Genomic DNA, 15,937 nt, shown 5'->3' on the forward strand with positions numbered 1-15,937 from the left:
TTAACAGGACAATTACTGTATCTAACTAAACAACCCTGTACGCATAGCGTTTTTGCTCTTTCGAGCCTCCTATTTCTAGGGTAATGTTAGCTTCGACTCTCTTGGTCAGCTTGTCAATAGATATTATCTCAACAACGAGGGAGGCAAAACAGCAATATTTTCCTATCCCTGAAAATGTAGCAATTTATCAAAAAATCCTGCCCATTTATCAGAACTTACTCGCTCAATTCCAACTAGAATATGTTAAGTTTCCCTCGAACTTTGAATCCTAGACCCCCAAAACTATCCATGCAGCCTATTGTAGAAATTTCCCATCTCGACCACTATTTCGGTCGAGGAGATCTGCGAAAACAAATTTTGTTTGATATTCATCTCACCCTGAGATCGGGAGATGTTGTCATTATGAAGGGTCCATCGGGATCAGGCAAAACAACCCTACTCACCCTGATGGGAGGACTGCGATCGCCTCAAACAGGAAGTTTGCGGGTATTCGAGAAAGAATTAGTCGGAGCCGGAAAAAATCGCTTAGTGCAAGTTCGTCGTAATATTGGTTATATTTTTCAGGCACATAATTTATTAAACTCCCTCACCGCCAGACAAAACGTGCAAATGTCCATTGAACTACACGATCGCATCTCATCCCATCAAGCCAAAGAACGGGCGATTACAATGCTAGAAGCCGTTGGTTTAGCCGATCGCATTAACTATTATCCCGCTCAACTGTCTGGGGGGCAAAAACAGCGCGTGGCGATCGCCCGGGCCCTCGTCAGTCATCCTAAAATGGTACTAGCTGACGAACCTACCGCCGCCCTCGATAGTAAGTCCGGGCGCGATATTGTCGAAATTATGCAAAACTTGGCTCGAGAACAAGGATGTACAATTCTCATTGTCACCCACGATAACCGCATTCTCGATGTTGCCGAACGTATTATCCAGATGGAAGATGGACGACTTTCAGAACAGAAAATACTCACTAGAACGAGTTATTGAGCGAACAAAAATCTAGAGTATATCTTTAAATAACTCCTTTAACTAACGCCTAGTTGAAGAACGTCGAGAAGAAGAAGAAGAAGAAGAAGAACGCTTGCTCCCACCCTGGGATTTACCCGAACCTGGGGCTGGTCTTTGTTTCGGCGATCGCGACGGTGGGGGTGGGGGTGGTACAGCCCCTTCTTTCCCTCCCATGGCATTGAGACGATTGGGATTAGTTCGGAAACTAACATTAGCTCCATCTCCCGATTGTTCTAATACTAACAGAGGTGTCGGTTTTGCCTTTTGATCCCACTCCATTAAAATAACTCTACCTTGAATCGTAGGCTGCCAATTTTCGTGATCGGCATTAGGACTTAAGAATTTTTCAATACAATCAATAATTTGATTAATTGTACTGGAAGTTGATTGCGTCGGTAACTTAGTTAACTTCACTTGAATACGAAATAATATTCGCTTGACTCTTTTTCCCCGTGCTTCCGTTTCGTAAGTGACATCAAAAGTTTCATCAACTTGACGACCAGTTGTCGCAATACCCACTTGATGTTGAGAGGTATTCGGACGCAGAGCAACACTAATTAATTGTTTGACGCGAATTTTAATTTGATTGACGATCGCATAGTGAAAAACTTCCTCATCCATTCGCAATCGCAGATAATCGAGGTTAAATTCCCGCGAGTGAATTAAGTCCGGATTTGTCTCCATTTTTTGAATGGTTTTCAACGCCAGTTTGAGACGTTTTTGCAAATCTTGGGACTTATATTTTTCAAATTTAATGTCTTTTTGGAACTGGTCGTAAATTTTCAATTTGCCATAGACCAGAACCCCGACCAGAGCCAAAAATAAGACTAAACTTGTAATCAGTCCAATTTGTCCCAACTTTCCCGAACTTTGCGGAGGATTAGCGGGGGGGCTTGTAGCAGCTTGCGCGAGAATGGGTTGCAGGGGCAGAAATTGAGAAACCATAGTGATTGAGGGTTAGAAATTAACGTCTAGGCTTAGAATGCCCCTAAAGTGGGTCATATAGATGATTAAACTTACTAAATCGCGATTAATTCATAAGGGGCTATTAATAATTTTAGATTCTTTACCAAGAAGATCGCACCCGAAAAAAATTACCCTGGAAGACTGGTGAAAACAAACTTTGAATGACGAGAACGCTGATAATTTGCACCACTACTCCAACTATACCAGTCTCTTCGATTAAGAATAAAGGAGGAATCATAAAGGACAAAATTAAAAGGACAAAATTAAGGCTCGTTTCCTCTCTCTCAATTCTCTGCCAAGCGGTAATTTCCCCATATTCTACAACCCATCCCCCTAATAATGCCAACGGGCGCGATAGTTTCTGCCATCAATATGACAGAGATTGGGATATTTGAGATAGCGTCCCAATCCTCCCGGCCACCAAGGGTCAAGCAGCCAGTAGAGTTGATTCCCGGTGAGATTATCGCAGACAAAATCGATCGCATCGCCGACAATATGGCGGCTGTATTTAGCTCCTCCCACGGCGCGGTTGATATGGGTGGGACGATACCAACTGGTGACAATAAAGGGACGACCGATGCGATCGCGAGCCTGTTGAGCCAAGTTCGCAATGCGAATCATAGCGTTTAAGGTGGCATCATCGGGAGGCATTCGCGTGCCGCCTTTGGTCGCTTCCGCCCAGGTAAAATTGCCATTGGGGAGGATCGTGGCAGAGAGTTGAATATTGTGGCGCGTCCAGCGATCGGGGCGATCGGGAAGGAGAATTGTGGGTTTATCTTTCTCATCTGCTCGTTCTTTTTCCAGACGTTTAGTATCTTCAATTAGGGAAGCGAGGGCAGCAGAGCGGGTTTTTAAGCCTCGCCATAACTGCACCATGCGAATGAGGGCTTCGCGCTGTTGGTGATTTTCGCTGTAGGCACCGGGAATACGACGCACAAAATTTAATAATTCGCGATCGAGTTGCACGGCGACTTTTTTAATAGTCTCTGGGGATGCAGTGCTGGCGGTGAGAATTTCCGGATCTATCCCCAAAGCCGTCAAAGCGGAGCCACGAGAATCTATCTGTCGCCAGAGGCGAAAACATTCCGTTACGGCGTTGCGCTGACTGCCTTTACCTTCATAGTAACGGGGCAAACGCTGCACGAAATTTAAGAGAGAAGCATCGAAAACTTGTAGCCCAGGATCGGGGTTGGTCGCTTTTTCCAGGGAGTCGATCGCATCTTCTCGGGTGGGCAATTGTCGCCAATATTGGGTTAAGCGCAACAGTGCCTCCCTTTGATGAGGATAGCCGCTATAGTTGGGGGAAAGACGCTGAATAAACTGTTTGAGGGCAACATCAAGGCGATCGTCTTGCAATTGGGTAGCGGGAACTTTTTCATCTCGTGCCAAGGAAGCGATCGCCGCATCAACGGTATCCAAACGCCGCCAAATTCGTACCGCCGCGAGGAGTGCCTCCCGTTGATGGCTTAACCCGGAATAATATTCCGAAATGCGTTCGATCAGAGCGAGGAGTTGTCGGTCTAAATTGGCCAGATTTTGAGGGATGTAGCGGCCTTCATAATCTGTGGCAATATCATTTTCGTAAGCCTGTAAGAGTCGATCGCCATCGCAGGGCAGAAGTTGCCCCATGAATCCCTCTCCCAGTTGGGGTAGATAGCCCCCAGCAATCACCTCCACCAGGCGATCGCTATACCTCCCTTTTGTGCTATTCCAGAGATCCTCATTTTGCCATTTCTGGGTCACGAGATCGTCGGTCAAAATGCGAATGAGATTGGCTGCATATTGAACTTGTTCTGGAAAAGTATCGAGGCGATCGCGATCGATGTTTTCATCTGCACTCACCCCCAATCCGGTTTCATCATCCTGCAAAATAGGGGCGCGATGAACGCGATAGAGGGCTGCCAAAATGGGTTTATGAATCCCCGTCCGTTCTGCTTCGATGAGATAGTAGTAGTTGCGCCGATCTGGTGTTAGCTCCGCCATGTATAAATTTGATAATAGTTAACTGGTGACTGAAAAAAATCACACGCCTAATACACTAGCTAATTTACCCGGTAATGGGAGCAAAATAATAACCAAAAGGGTTAAAGCGCAAAGACCGAGAAAATCCCGTCGATTGTCCAATTCTGTGACATCGTTTAAGGCAGGTTCGTTGGTGTTGGGCATAAATAATAAAACGATCGCCCAGATGATGAATTCCTGACGCGCGAAGGCAAAGAGGAGCATCAGCAAGCGAGCAATCTGACCGATAATTAAAGCCATACGCTGCCCGAACATGGCATGGACGATATGACCGCCATCTAATTGACCCACAGGCATTAAGTTTAACGCTGTCACAATTACTCCCAAATAACCTGCGATCGCCAAAGGATGCAGATGAATAGCCATATTGACCCCGAGGCGATCGCCCAAAGTTAGTTTTCCCAAAACTGCCAGAAAGAGGGAAAAACGCGGATCGAGTGCTTCAAAGTTGAGCAAACTAGCTCGATCGGAGAGTTCTACTACCTCCGAGAGAGAAAGTCCCCAAATTAATAGCGGTACAGTTACGAGGAAACCGCCAATGGGTCCCGCAAAAGCAATATCGAAAAGCGCCCGACGGTGAGGCACCGGCGATCGCATTTGAATAAAAGCCCCCATCGTTCCCAAAAAGAAAGGCATGGGAATGAAATAGGGTAGAGTCGTGCGAATGCGATAGTAAATCGCTGCCCCATAATGGCTGAACTCGTGAACCCCTAAGATAAGCATTAAAGCAAGACTATAGGGCAATCCTTGCAGGAGAAGGCGGGGATTTGCTTGGAATTGTTCCGGGGTAATTCCCGTGAAAGCAGCGCCAACCAATGTGGTTGTAAACAGGGTAATCAGAAATAAACCCAGAACCAATTGCGGGCGCTGGAGGACTTCTTCCGTATCCGTCGTGGGGATTTTCTGCGTTTCCGAACGCGGGTTAGGGACTAGGGCAAAAAAGGGCTTATTGGCGACACCTTCTTGAAAAATGAGCAGGAAGCGATCGCCAAATTTGTCCTCGACATTTTCCCGCACAGTTTGGTAAGCCTGTTCGGGGTTAGATTTGAGTCTACCCCGGCAGAGAATGGCTTGGGGGAGATAATCCACGGCTTGTAGGTAATAAACCCCCCAAGGGAAGCACTTGCGGAGGCTTTTTTCTTCATCGGGAGTGAGGGGACGGGGATTTTTGGAGAGTTCCAGAGACGGGGTTGTAGGAGAATCTGTAGTCTCTTCTGGCGCGGGAATGGGTCTTCCTTTTTGAATCAGCCACCAATACAGTAGGGGACACAATACAAAAGGAATCACCATTAATGGTAAAGGGAGCGGCTCTTTCTCTCCCAAGATCAGCATCCAAACCGTTAACAGCAAGGGGGGAGCCATCAAGACAAGCCACAAGAGCCAAATGGGTGTGGTTGTCAGATTGGCAACGCTCCGTTTGACAATAAAATAACTGATTATACCGAGAAAAATTAGGAGCAAAATTTCTATAGTTTCCATAAGCAAAAATAGAGAATAGATTATATTTAACCTGATTCTTCCTATAAAATAAGCCATACAAGCATCCTAACAAATTCTTTGTAGGACAGGATTAGGAATTTATAATAAGGAAGAAGAAAAAAGTAGTGGATTGAGATAAGCTGAGGAAGATTGTACGGCATTCTCCCGATCGAGTAAATTTATGACCTCTCCCGATAAGAATTTGGACGTAAAAGACGGAGCAAAAACCAACCCAATAGCGACAAGTTGGCGAGGAATAGTGTGGGAAAATCTGCAAGTTATGGCGATCGCCTTAGCTTTGGTGTTGGTCATTCGTACTTTTATTGCGGAACCTCGCTATATTCCCTCAGATTCCATGTATCCGACTCTTCACGTCGGCGATCGCCTAGTGGTGGAAAAGTTCTCTCATTATTTTCGTCCTATTCAACGAGAAGATATTTTGGTCTTCAGTCCTCCTTCTCTATTACAAAAACAAGGTTATACAAAAAATCAAGCCTTTATTAAACGGACTATTGCCACAGAAGGAGAAAAGGTCGAAATTCACGATGGCCGCGTCTACATCAACGATACCCCCTTAAGGGAAGATTATATTGCCGAACCGCCCCATTATCGCTTGCTGCCCGCAAGAGTACCCGATCGCGCCCTCTTTATGATGGGAGACAACCGCAACAATAGCAATGATTCCCACATTTGGGGATTTCTGCCCGAAAATCAGGCGATCGGTCGTGCTGTCTTGCGGTTTTGGCCGCCCGATCGCATCGGTTGGCTCTAACAAAAATAAAATAGCGGAAACAAATAAGCGGGCAATTTCGTCGCCTTCACTGGGACTTGCTCTACCATAACAGCAATTTATTAAGGTCAAATGCTTTGGCTTTTGACTCGTTATTTTTTATTTCTCTAACATCATGACCCAGCAAATGAGCAACTCAGCTTTAGTTCTCAAAAGAGTTGGTTTTTCTCTCGCCACTCTTGCCCTTTTGGGAGGAGGAAACGCCCTCGCTTTTTCTTCTGTCGTTGATAAATCTCCAGAAGTTCCCCTGCAAATTGCCGAACTCGACTCGGAAGCAACCGACACAGAGGAAACAAATACAGAAGAACCCCAGGAGGAAAAAGTCAGCACTGATAATTCGCCTCGGTTTACCTGTGCCATGAATGAGGGTAGCCCCACGGTAATGTATTCCCCCAAAGAACAGGAAAGTGCCTATCCTTGGGCAGTTCCTCAAGGTTTGGGGGGGGGGTGGACTCCTCAAAAACGTTGCGATGTCATTGCTCAACGTCTCGAACAGTATCGCCCGGATGGTTTAGTGGAAATGCGAAACTCGACGGAAAATAACTACGATGTTGTTTGCGTGACCACGGAAAAAGACCCTTCTTGTCGCATTGTTTTGACGGTTCCTCCTGGTCAAAGTCCGGAGATCGTGCGCGATCGCGTTTTTGAAAATATTGCGATCGCCGATAGTGGAGAATCTACCCAAGGAGTAAGCACCTTTGCTGCTGGTAGTTCCCCCGCCGATATTCTCGGACAATTGGGGAATATTTTTAATACGGGTAACACTTCCTCCAGTGGCAATGTGCGCTTAAGTTCTCCTGGTGGGATTAACTTGAAACCCTTTTTGGCTCCTTCTGATGGAGGAACGGGATCGGGCTTGCAGCGCTTGCTCGATCGCCCAGGACGACAATTAAATCCCGATCGCTTTCGTTAAAATGCCAAACCTCTTCCCCTCCTCGCAAAAGGAGGGGATTTTATTTTATTTGCTTTCTTGTTTCAGCAATACCGTACAGACTGTTCTAGGGGCAAAGGTTCTCCTGTTTTTGCATCGGTATTTTGACAGGCGAACATGGTATGTGCAGGGATTTTTTCAAATGAAATATCATTTTTTGATCGCATGAGAATATAGCCGCGCAACTCTTTGATGGGGAGTTCAGTAATTTCGTCAATTTCCGATGTGAACGATCGCAGGACTAAGGACGCAGAAGGATTGCAACCATTGAGAATTTTGGCCATGAAAATTTCTCTCATTCCTATTTGGTAGCCATATTGGACGCGATCGCCTTGACGTTTTAAATCAATTACAAATGGGATACCATTACTATCTAAGAATGTAGCGATCGCGCTACTCAAGCAATGTTCTTCAATACAATTTAGTAGGTTTTGCAATCCTGGTGTCTTCATGAATTTTTAGGTATTTGGACTAAATATTAAACTATCTGAATTGTGCCAACCGATATAAACCAATGCTCCTGTTGAAAACTGACTCAATTCTGAATTTGAGTCTAGATCGGTTTGTCGAATTCTCAGGATCTCTCCTGTGGCGATCGCGCTAACCACAATCTGAAGATGAGTCCCCAAATAAGTGATTTGTTGAATCTGTCCAGGGTAACAGTTTTCACAATCAGCAATAGGTTCTCCTCTAATTTTAATCTTTTCTGGCCGAATACTGAGAACAATTTCATCTTTTGTCTGCATTTCTCGGTTTCCGAGAGATAGTTTGCTTCCTTGAGTTTTCAGCACTAATCCGCTCTCTGTAACTATGTTTCCCTCTTCATCCAAGTAACCGTATAATAGATTAGTTTCCCCAATAAAATCCGCGACAAAGGCTGTTTGAGGGCGTTCATAAATGTCTCGAGGGGAACCTATTTGTTCGAGATTACCTTGTTGGATAACGGCGATGCGATCGGCTAAAGAAAGTGCTTCTTCGCGATCGTGTGTGACCATGAGGAAAGTAAGTCCCATCTCTCGATGCAGTCGCGCTAATTCTAATTGCATTTCTTTCCGTAATTTTAAATCTAATGCACCCAAGGGTTCATCTAATAACAAAACGGCGGGTTGATTGATTAAAGCACGGGCTAAAGCAACTCGTTGTTTTTGTCCTCCGGAAAGGCGATCGGGATATCTCTGAGCAAATTCTTCCAATTTTACTTGTTTTAATGCTTGTTGAATTCGCGCTTCACGTTCGTTTTTAGGGCATTTTTTCAATTTTAAACTAAAGGCAATATTTTCGCGGACGGTTAAATGATTAAAGAGGGCATAACTTTGAAAAACTGTGTTAACTGGACGACGATAGGGGGGAATTTTGTTCATTAATTGTCCTTGAATCCAAACTTCCCCAGAGGAGGGACTTTCAAAGCCGGCGATCGCTCTTAAAATCGTTGTTTTTCCACATCCTGAAGGACCCAGCAAACAAAAAAATTCCCCTTTACAAATCCTTAAATTAATCTCTTTGACAACAGTTTCACTATCAAAGATTTGGGAAAAGTGGCGCAATTCGATATCTGGAAGTTGAGTATCTAGTTTTGTTGCCATATAGAGTAATTTATTGCAGTTCTTTTAGTTTAGCTTTGGCAAATTCCATCAGTTCTTGTGCTTCAGAAGAAACTGTTGTTCCTGGTTGAACTTTTTGTAGTTCGTTGATAATTCCTTGAATTATGGCTGCGGTTTGGGGACGATTAACGCGATCGGCATTATCGGGAGTCGAAGCGAGAAGATTTTGAATTTGATTTTTTGCTCTTTCAATGGCTTCTACTGATGCTTGTTCTTCTTCTTGCTCAAGTTTAACTTGCGCCAAATTAACACGATATTCAGCAATTTTGGTTTGCGCTTGAATATAGCTGGCTTTATCTTGAGGATCGACTTTTTCCAGTTGTGCGATCGCCTCTTCCCAAAAGCCAGTAATTTGTTGCCATTTTGCTGCCGAATGAGGGGAATTTTGACTCATTTTAGCAGCTTGCCAAGCAAATTGTTTGGCGACATCGACAAAAGTTCCTGCTTTTTCAACCGTCTCAAATTTACCGACATTTTTCTCAAAATCTTCGCGATAAAAATTGAATTTTTGTTGTGCTTGTTTACCCGCAAAAGTTGTAGGAGGAATGAGAGCAATAGTTTGTAGTGCAGTTTGCCAGGAGGCGATCGCATTTTCTTTCTCTGTTGCGGTTGTAGTTGAATACTTTTGTTTAGCTTGTTCGAGGGTAGTTTCTGCTTCTTGTAGTTGGGTTAAAGCATTCTTTTCTTGAAATACCTTTGCTTCTGCACGTCCGATCGCCTTTCTTGCTGTTTCAAATTCATCTAAAGTAAACCGCCAACTACAGCTAAAAAAGGTACAATAACGCTGGGGTTCGTAACCCAAAAACCAAACAGGAAGAGCATCAAGATGTTTTTGAGACTGGCTAACTTTTTCTTCTCCTAAGAGAATATCAGAGCCACTTGTTGCTTGATTAATCAGTTGATCTGCTTGTTCGACTTTAGAAATTGCTCCGCGATAATTGCGATCCATATTAAAGAAACTGGGAAGCAATAAAAGGGGTACATTTTGAGCAATGGGACGACGAATAGGAGGATAGGGTAAATTAGCCACCCAGAGAAGTCCTGTACAGACGACTAAAGCCATTGTCCCCGATTTAATGATACCCAGGATTTTAGAGGGATGGTTGGCGCGATCGGCTGCATCGATCGCTTTGCTGCTAAAGTCTGGGAACATATCCATAACCGTTGCCCGTAATTCCTCTTTACTCACCGGAGAACCCGACTGTAGCCTCAGTTTTTCCAAGCGTTTGAGAACAATACGATACTGTGCATCACCCTGCGATCGCGAGGCACAAAGTTTGGCTTCTTCTGCGAGAATCTTAAAAGCACGATTATTAAGACGCATAATATCCCTATCAACTATCAACTATCAACTATCATCTATCATCTTGCCTCTTTTTTGGGAGAAAGGGAATGCTCGAAACGGAAATTTTAAGAACAACAAAGATTGTGGAAAGCGATCGCGACACTCCTCGAAGCGCTTATGTTCATATTCCCTTCTGTCGTCGTCGCTGCTATTATTGCGACTTCCCGGTTTCTGTGGTCGGCGATCGCCGTAATGGGACGAATTTTAGCGCGATCACGGAATATGTAGATATTTTATGTCAAGAGATAGCAATAACCCCCCAAAGTCACGAAACCCTCAAAACTATCTTTTTTGGAGGGGGTACCCCTTCTTTACTTTCTGTCCCCCAATTAGAGCAAATTCTCGCAACTCTGAATCAATATTATGGCATTGCTTCGGATGCAGAAATTTCTATGGAAGTCGATCCGGGGACATTTAACCGAGAACAAATTCAAGGCTATCGCGATCTGGGAGTCAATCGTTTTAGTTTGGGAGTGCAGGCTTTTCAAGATGAACTTTTGCAACGATGCGGGCGATCGCATTCCGTTAAAGATATTTTTACCGCGATCGATCTCCTGCGTCAAATCGGGGTCAATAATCTTAGTTTAGACCTTATTTCCGGCTTACCCGAGCAAACCCTCGCACAATGGCAATTTTCCCTCAATTCTGCCTGCGATCTGTCCCCAGAACACCTCTCCTGTTATGATTTAGTTCTTGAACCCGTGACGGCTTTTGGCAAACAATTTCAACCAGGAGAAAGTCCTCTCCCCAGCGATGAAAATGCCGCACAGATGTATCGCATGGCAGAGAAAACTTTAACCGAAAATGGCTTAGAACATTACGAAATTTCTAACTATGGGCGATCGGGATATCAATGCCGTCATAATCGCATTTATTGGGAAAATCGCCCTTATTATGGATTTGGTATGGGTGCCGCTAGTTATTGGCAAAATTGGCGTTTTACACGCCCTCGCACCCGCAGAGAATACTATACTTGGGTGGAAAATGGTGCTAAAATTGATGCCTCGGAACTATCAGCACGAGATATTCTCTTGGAAACCCTAATGTTAGGATTACGCTTGGCAGATGGGGTAAAATTAGAGCAATTCTCGCCAGAAGTTAGACGACAAATTGCGATCGCGATCGCGCCCTATTCTCAAAAAGATTGGCTTGTTGTCCTTGATTCTCAAAATCAGTCTCTTCCTTTGCCAAATCAGTCTACTTTTTCTAATAATAAAATATTAAAGTTAACTGATCCCGAAGGTTTTCTTTTCTCCAATACGGTTTTAACTGCCTTATTCAAACAATTTGATGTTGATAATTAACCTTGATATGGAGGCTCTCAATTAGGAACTATTTTGCATCGATTCCCCAAGCCAATTCAGATACGAATTAGATCCAGAAATAATTGGAATGGCAATAATTTCCGGAACCTCGTAGGAGTGGATTTCTTGAATTCTAGCTTCTAAATGAGAGAATAAAGAGAGATCGGTTTTGATGGTTAATTGCCACTCGCGATCGCGCTCTATCTTGCCTTGCCATTTGTAAATCGATTGCATGGGGGCAATACTAACACAAGCTGCTAATTTCATTTCTACCAGAGTTGAGGCGATCGCCTTTGCTTCCTCCTCTGTCCCTGTTGTCACGAAAACAAGCCCATATTGCATTTAAGTTCAAATCCTCCCTTGCTAATTAGCTGATAATTAACTGATAATTAACTGATAATGGGTAATGAATTAGTCATTAAAATTACCCAACTCCAAGCCAGCGATCGCTAAAAGAAAAAGGGTGATTATTCTGTCTTAATTTTGTTTCTATTCCTACCGATTTTATCTTTCGGGGCTTCCTTCTGACTTGCTCCAAATTCACCTGTTGCAACATTGCTCCCGTTAAATTTGTTTGATCTAATAACGCCTCTGTAAAATCGGCTCGAGTAAGATTTGCACCTTGAAAATTAACGTTTTGTAAATGCGCTCCTTGGAAATTTGCACCAACCAAATTTGCACCTTCCAAATTTGAGCCACCCAGTCTCGCACCACTAAAATCAACTCCTTCTAAATCAACGCCCGCAAGATCGACATCTTTTAGGAAAGTTTGACTCAAATTCACACCATTAAACGAAGCACCGTACAATTTAGCACCAGTCAGTCGAGCCTCATACAAATTTGCCCAATTTAGGTTAGCACCGCTTAAATTGGCTTGTCGCAAATTGACTTTTTGTAGGGTTGCTCCACAAAAATTGCTTCCCCATAAATTAGACCGTCGCAAATTGGCATAAGATAAATCTGCTCCACTCATTCTCGCTCGAGGGAGCTTGGCATCAACCATAAAAGCTCCGTTTAAGTTAGCTTTGGTTAAATCTGCTTCTATAAATTTACAGCCACTGAGTTTAGCAAAATTGAGATTAGTCCAACTTAATTTTGCTTCGCTTAAATCAGATTTTGTTAAAAAGGCACGACTCAAATTAGCTCCTGTAAGATTGGCATTTTTTAAATTAACGCCAATAAGAGTGATGCCTTGTAAGTCTACTCCACTGAGATCGATCCCTGAAAAGTCTCTCTCTCCTTGTTCGTATCTTTGAAGTAATTGACTAACTTTCATCAGAAAAATTGGGTAGAAACCCCGTCCTATAAGGACGGCTTTAAATAAAGGATTATTGAACTCGAAGACTCTCGTTAAAATTGTTCAGTGTAACAAATTTTAAAAAAAGTTATCGAATTCTTTAAGAAGGCGATCGCAATTTTTCTCTCTTTTTCTCTTGATGGCTCGAGAAATAGATTCTCCGCGATCGCTCTATCTTTATACTTCCCATTTTAAGGGTCAGGGATCACCATATTGGCCAAATATACCCAAATTATTAAGAAAAGTTTAAAAATTTAAGAGTAGCCCCTCAATAAAGTTTGCAACCTTTAACAATCATGGTCATAATTCCATGGCCATAATTGCTCCTGTAGCTTTACTCTCTGACCAGAGAATAAACTTGACCATCCAGCAACAAGCGGGTAATCCCCTTAGCTTGTAAATGCGGGCGGGCTTTTTGGAGCAATTGTGAGTCAGGTACTTTAATCACGCGCTGGGAACGTTTGGAAAAACGGCGGGCAATTTTGTGATTGTCAAAAACTGGGAGAGTCTCTTGGTGGAATTCTTCTGGGGGAATATCTCCGAGATCGCTAAATTCTTCGAGGGGTCGAGTAATTAATTCGGCTGCGCGATCGATGACGAGGTAACAGCTACGGGGAAAAGCGGCCTCGGAGAGAGGTAAGATACTGAGATCGGAAAAGCGGGATTTTAAATGAGGAAGACTATTCTGTTCTTCCCAATCATCCTCATCGTCTTCATCGTCTTCATCCTCATCAAGATCCTCATCGAGATCGGCTAAATCTTCCCCGAGCATTTCCTCAAGAGCATGAACGTTAACATCGGTATCATCTTCGGTATCATCTTCATCCCCGTCGTCTTCCTCTAAGGCAAAATATTTTTGCGTGTCCTTGCCCTTAACCTTTAAAGTGGGTTTTAAGGTTGGCATTGGCTTGGAGATCGGTGCTGGTGTTTCTTCAAGTTCAAGTTCAGGTTCAAGTTTAGGTTCGGGTTCGGGTTCAAGTTCAAGTTCAAGTTCAAGTTCAGTTTCGCTGGCTGAGGAGCGACGACGACGCGATCGCCTTGCTGGAGAGGTGGTTTCTGGTTCTTCTTCTGATTCTTCTTCTAGGTTAACTTTCCTTCGGCGATCGCCCCTTAAACTAACCGGGGAAGGAGTCGCAATGTCAGCTTCTGGGTCATCTTTTTGTTGTTGGTATTGATTTAAAACTTGAGCAGCACCACTTGGAGTGCGACTCAACCGCTTTTGCTGGATGAGTTCTTCATACTCGTTATCAGGGAGGCGACTTTTTAAAAACCGACTGATAGTAGAACTACTGACACTATATCGTTCTGCCAAAGTTGAGGTGGTTTCTCGAGGCATTCGGTACAGATCGAGGATCTCGTTCTTATCAGACTCCGTTAACTTTCTGGGACTCATACTGGTTTGTTAGTTTTTGTTAGTTGTTGGTTAACTGGTGACGAGGGAAAGTGACTGGTGTTTTATACTTGCCATTCTTGACCGAGAGAAGATTGTCCCAGCCAACGGATAAACTCTTGCCGATCTTTTTCGCCAATATCTTGCAATACCTCTTCAATGCCTCGAGCAAAGTTAGCATTGCCAAAAAAACTTTTACCGAGTCGATAGAGTTCTTCGAGAAAGAGAGTGAGGTGATGTTCTTGCCATAAGGGAATTTCAAAATCGTCTTGGAGGGGATCGACTTCGATGAGGCGATCGATCGCTTCTTCTGTTTCTGCTTGGGGGATGTGCTGGTTAGCTAAAGCGTGGGTCATTTCTTTTTGAAAAACTTTGGCTTGTCGTCCTCCTAAAAGTTCTTCAAGATCGAAGTAAACGGCTTGGAGGAGGAGTAAGCTGGCTTGAATATAAGGAGCCGGTGCGATCGCATTTTCTCCAGTTTTGCCTTCTTCCTGCAAAATATCAACTTGAGCGCGTTCCCAGACGCTGTGGCGTTTTCTCTCTTGCAAAAGAATGCAGAATTTCCCTTGATTATCTGTCAGATCCTTCCAGAAGTTTTTCGCTTCTTCAGATTGAGCGGCATCGTAAATATTAATCAGGCGAAAAGTCTGATCTTGATATTTGAGAATGGGAATCTGTCGATCTTCTTGCTTGGGGTGCTGAATGTTGACAATTTCAACATCCTGCCTTTTGAGAATAAACATAGTCGGCTCGAGCGTTCCTGAAGGAGTGCGGCATAGCGGTTAAGGACAATCTAAAAACAATCCAAGGACAATCTAAGGACAATCTTCTGATTGGGATTTGGGGTTGCCCGATTTTGCGATCGCCAAGGGGTTGCTATCCTATTGACATCTCCCCGCTTGCAAAATACGGAGATTTTGGGGTTAACCCACCGAAAGCGGGTTTAAACCGCGCTTGTACTGGTCGATTAGCTGGCTCTACTGAGGAGAACTCAGCATCTTTCGACTGCTTCTTTAGGCCTGTCAACAGACTCCTACCTCCCCTGGCTAAAAAATTAGCTGTGAAGTTACTTTTCTGTTACTGTTCATTGTATCAGAAAACGAGGTAAAACCCGTTTCGTTCCATAGCTGTTAGTTTTAACTCATCGTAGCAACTCAATCGTCATCAGGGTGGGGTTAGGCTTTAGGTGATGGGAAAACCGCCCTATTCTGCGATCGCGCCAATTCCTTTGGCGTGTTAATTTATTGAAACTCTCCAATCTTCCAGTATCAAGTCCGTTATTTTCTCAAAATCGCGTCGGTTTCGGGTGACGACAATTCCCTTGACGGAAAGCGCGATCGCAGCAATTCTTAAATCTTGCGTCCCAATACGAATTTTTTGACTTTGCAACGCCAAGAAAATATTATATGCAGGGCGATCAAACTGTAAAACACGAACAGTATTAAAAAATTGTACTGCCCCCAATAAACCTGTATAAGCCCAAAGAATGCGATCGCTTTTACCACTTTGATTAATCGCATTTAACCAACCTCGCATTTGCTCATTAAGGCTAATTGCAGTAACCGCAATTTCTTGGGCAGAAATTGCTTCAACACGTTGTTTAACTAAGGGATGATTTTGCTGAAAAGATGTAATATGATCTGTGTCAAGAATATATAAACTCATCTGTCGTCTTCCTCAGCATCTATTTGGCGATAATATTCTTCCATCAAAGATGTGGCAAGGGGACTCCCGTTAGACCCGATAGGGTTAGCGGGAGAGGAATTGCCACAAACAAGGGAGTCTGAGCAAAGCGAATCAG

At 43.7% G+C, this 15,937-nt stretch carries 15 protein-coding genes; 4 read left to right on the forward strand and 11 right to left on the reverse strand.

Going from position 1 to position 15,937, the window contains the following annotated elements:
• The first annotated feature begins 288 nt into the window (after nucleotides 1-288).
• Complete coding sequence (locus JUI58_RS15260; protein ID WP_204104658.1) at nucleotides 289-990, forward strand: DevA family ABC transporter ATP-binding protein; 702 nt, start codon at nucleotides 289-291, stop codon at nucleotides 988-990.
• A 42-nt stretch (nucleotides 991-1,032) separates the two neighbouring features.
• Here the strand turns inward: JUI58_RS15260 and JUI58_RS15265 are convergent, their stop codons facing one another.
• From JUI58_RS15265 to JUI58_RS15275, 3 genes are all read right to left on the reverse strand, one after another.
• Complete coding sequence (locus JUI58_RS15265; protein ID WP_204104659.1) at nucleotides 1,033-1,956, reverse strand: hypothetical protein; 924 nt, start codon at nucleotides 1,954-1,956, stop codon at nucleotides 1,033-1,035.
• Between the two features lie 354 nt (nucleotides 1,957-2,310).
• The gene (locus JUI58_RS15270) at nucleotides 2,311-3,960 is read right to left on the reverse strand and encodes a D-Ala-D-Ala carboxypeptidase family metallohydrolase (protein ID WP_204104660.1); all 1,650 of its coding nucleotides are present in this window, start codon (nucleotides 3,958-3,960) and stop codon (nucleotides 2,311-2,313) included.
• Nucleotides 3,961-3,999: 39 nt separating this feature from the next.
• Nucleotides 4,000-5,469 (reverse strand): site-2 protease family protein, encoded by a 1,470-nt coding sequence (locus tag JUI58_RS15275; protein WP_348539900.1) that lies wholly within the window; start codon nucleotides 5,467-5,469, stop codon nucleotides 4,000-4,002.
• A 190-nt stretch (nucleotides 5,470-5,659) separates the two neighbouring features.
• Between JUI58_RS15275 and lepB the strand changes: the two genes are divergently transcribed.
• Together lepB and JUI58_RS15285 are read left to right on the forward strand one after the other, a co-directional pair.
• Nucleotides 5,660-6,250 (forward strand): signal peptidase I, encoded by a 591-nt coding sequence (gene lepB / locus JUI58_RS15280; RefSeq protein ID WP_204104662.1) that lies wholly within the window; start codon nucleotides 5,660-5,662, stop codon nucleotides 6,248-6,250.
• Between the two features lie 133 nt (nucleotides 6,251-6,383).
• The gene (locus JUI58_RS15285; protein ID WP_239121503.1) at nucleotides 6,384-7,181 is read left to right on the forward strand and encodes a COP23 domain-containing protein; all 798 of its coding nucleotides are present in this window, start codon (nucleotides 6,384-6,386) and stop codon (nucleotides 7,179-7,181) included.
• Between the two features lie 62 nt (nucleotides 7,182-7,243).
• Here JUI58_RS15285 and JUI58_RS15290 read toward each other — a convergent pair whose 3' ends face one another.
• Genes JUI58_RS15290 through JUI58_RS15300 form a run of 3 tightly spaced genes read right to left on the reverse strand, consistent with a single transcriptional unit; the run spans nucleotide 7,244 to nucleotide 10,124 of the window.
• Complete coding sequence (locus JUI58_RS15290; RefSeq protein WP_204104663.1) at nucleotides 7,244-7,651, reverse strand: hypothetical protein; 408 nt, start codon at nucleotides 7,649-7,651, stop codon at nucleotides 7,244-7,246.
• A 6-nt stretch (nucleotides 7,652-7,657) separates the two neighbouring features.
• On the reverse strand, nucleotides 7,658-8,782 hold the full coding sequence (locus JUI58_RS15295) for an ABC transporter ATP-binding protein (RefSeq protein ID WP_204104664.1): 1,125 nt from the start codon (nucleotides 8,780-8,782) through the stop codon (nucleotides 7,658-7,660).
• 10 nt (nucleotides 8,783-8,792) lie between these two features.
• Nucleotides 8,793-10,124, reverse strand: coding sequence for a hypothetical protein (locus JUI58_RS15300; RefSeq protein ID WP_239121504.1), 1,332 nt, complete (start codon nucleotides 10,122-10,124; stop codon nucleotides 8,793-8,795).
• A 68-nt stretch (nucleotides 10,125-10,192) separates the two neighbouring features.
• Here JUI58_RS15300 and hemW point away from each other — a divergent pair, with 68 nt between their 5' ends.
• Nucleotides 10,193-11,449, forward strand: a complete 1,257-nt coding sequence (hemW, locus tag JUI58_RS15305) for a radical SAM family heme chaperone HemW (RefSeq protein ID WP_204104665.1) — start codon at nucleotides 10,193-10,195, stop codon at nucleotides 11,447-11,449.
• A 21-nt stretch (nucleotides 11,450-11,470) separates the two neighbouring features.
• On the opposite strand, the gene cutA is transcribed toward hemW, so the two are convergent.
• The 5 genes from cutA to JUI58_RS15330 all read right to left on the reverse strand — a co-directional run bounded on the left by cutA (nucleotide 11,471) and on the right by JUI58_RS15330 (nucleotide 15,801).
• The gene (gene cutA, locus JUI58_RS15310; RefSeq protein WP_204104666.1) at nucleotides 11,471-11,791 is read right to left on the reverse strand and encodes a divalent-cation tolerance protein CutA; all 321 of its coding nucleotides are present in this window, start codon (nucleotides 11,789-11,791) and stop codon (nucleotides 11,471-11,473) included.
• Between the two features lie 82 nt (nucleotides 11,792-11,873).
• Nucleotides 11,874-12,725 carry a pentapeptide repeat-containing protein gene (locus JUI58_RS15315; RefSeq protein ID WP_204104667.1) on the reverse strand — a complete coding sequence of 284 codons (852 nt, stop codon included), beginning with the start codon at nucleotides 12,723-12,725 and terminating at the stop codon, nucleotides 11,874-11,876.
• 355 nt (nucleotides 12,726-13,080) lie between these two features.
• Nucleotides 13,081-14,139 carry a transposase gene (locus JUI58_RS15320; RefSeq protein WP_204104668.1) on the reverse strand — a complete coding sequence of 353 codons (1,059 nt, stop codon included), beginning with the start codon at nucleotides 14,137-14,139 and terminating at the stop codon, nucleotides 13,081-13,083.
• A 62-nt stretch (nucleotides 14,140-14,201) separates the two neighbouring features.
• Complete coding sequence (locus JUI58_RS15325) at nucleotides 14,202-14,879, reverse strand: Npun_F0813 family protein (RefSeq protein WP_204104669.1); 678 nt, start codon at nucleotides 14,877-14,879, stop codon at nucleotides 14,202-14,204.
• A gap of 493 nt (nucleotides 14,880-15,372) precedes the next feature.
• A complete protein-coding gene (locus JUI58_RS15330; RefSeq protein WP_204104670.1) occupies nucleotides 15,373-15,801 on the reverse strand; it encodes a type II toxin-antitoxin system VapC family toxin in 429 nt (142 codons plus the stop codon).
• Nucleotides 15,802-15,937: the final 136 nt, after the last annotated feature.

Source organism: Spirulina sp. CCY15215 (assembly GCF_016888125.1).
In the GTDB taxonomy this organism is placed as follows: Bacteria; Cyanobacteriota; Cyanobacteriia; order Cyanobacteriales; family Spirulinaceae; genus CCY15215.